Raw genomic sequence first — 1,506 nt, forward strand, 5'->3', positions numbered from 1 at the left:
CGCACCGCGGTGCTCGGCGCTCGGCGCTGCTGGTCGGTGCCGTCGTCGCGGCAGCGGTCCTCGTCCTCGGCGGCGTGCAGGTCGTGCTGGACCGACGCGCGGCCGCCGTCGACGGGCGGATCGCCGCGCTCCGCGGCGCGAGCGCGGACGTCGGCACCGAGCTGACGGCGCTCTGGGAGATCGAGCCCGGCCTGGCCTGGTTCCCGCTGCTGGTCGAGGGCAGCACCGGCATCGGTCCGGCGACGCTCGACGACGGGTCGCACGGCGTCGTCGCGCGCGACCTCGGCACCGGCGACGTCGTGTGGTCGGTCCCGATCGGTCAGCCGGGCGGTGCGAGCACGGCGGCGTGGGCCGGTGCGGTCACGTGCGCTCCTCCGCCCGCCGGGCTGTCCGACCCGAACCGCGTGCCGGAGGTGCTCGTGTGCCACACCACCGACGCGCAGGCGGGCGTCGGTGACACGCCGGAGGTGCCCTCGTCGTGGTCGCGGGTGGTCGTCGTCGACCTGCGGAGCCACGCGGTCCGCTCGTCCGTCGACGTCCCCCGCACACCGGTCGCCGCGGTGCTGGGCGACGTCGTCGCGCTCGGCCTCGTCGACGGTGAGCGGCACGTCGAGGTCGTGGCGGTCGACACCGCGACGGGCACCGAGCGGTGGCGGTACCGCGACCCGGAGGCACTGCCCGCGTACGCCGACGACGCGTCGTGGGTGTCGTTGGGCGCAGCCGGCGGGCACGTCGTCGTCTACGACACGACGGGCGAGACGTACGCGCTCGATGCCGACGGCGAGCGGGTCGACGGCCTCCGGTCGGACGCCGGCGCGCCCGACGCGCAGTGGCTGACGCTCCCCGCCGACGACGGCCGCAATCGCGTGCTCCGCCCGGGCGAGCCCGACCTCCTGGTCCGGGGAACTCTCGCCCGCCGCACGCTCGACGACGGCAGCGCCCCCGGGCTCGAGGTGTCGAGCATCGGCTCGCGCACCTGGGGCTGGGACGCGGCGACGGGCGAGCAGCGCTGGGAGTCGGCGGTCGCCGTGTCGTCGTCGCTGGAGCTGACGGCCGTCGTCGCGGAGGGGCGCGTCCACACGACGGCCTCCTCGGGCGTCCGGACGCTCGACGCGCGCACCGGGGAGCTGCTCTGGGCCTACGACGTGCCGGGGGGCGTCGTGCGCAGCAGCGTGGTGTGCGACGGCCCCCACGTCGCGGTCCTCGGCGGCACCGACGACGGGAGGCTCGCGCTCTCCGTGCTCGACCGCCGGACGGGTGAGCTCGTGCGGGAGATCCCGCTGCCGCGGGAGGTCGAGTGGGCGTACCCGCTGGGACCGTACGTCCTCGCGGCGACGGAGCGGGCCGCGACCGTCCTCGGCTGAGCCGCCCCACGCGTCGCCCGCTCCGCGCGGTGCGCATGCGGTCCCGACGCCACCCGGCGGTCGGTGCGTCCACGCCGCGGAGGTACCCTCGCGCATGGCCCGCGGTGACCGTCTCTCCTTCGTCGAGCTCGTCGAGGACGAC

1 protein-coding gene is annotated in these 1,506 nt (G+C 76.8%); it reads left to right on the forward strand.

Annotation, left to right across the window (positions count from 1 at the left end; genetic code table 11):
• On the forward strand, positions 1-1,364 hold a 1,364-nt coding region (locus HGA02_RS18910; RefSeq protein WP_168680886.1), incomplete at its 5' end, for an outer membrane protein assembly factor BamB family protein.
• Positions 1,365-1,506 lie beyond the last annotated feature (142 nt).

Source organism: Cellulomonas septica, from assembly GCF_012396155.1.
GTDB classification, from domain to species: domain Bacteria; phylum Actinomycetota; class Actinomycetes; order Actinomycetales; family Cellulomonadaceae; genus Cellulomonas; species Cellulomonas septica.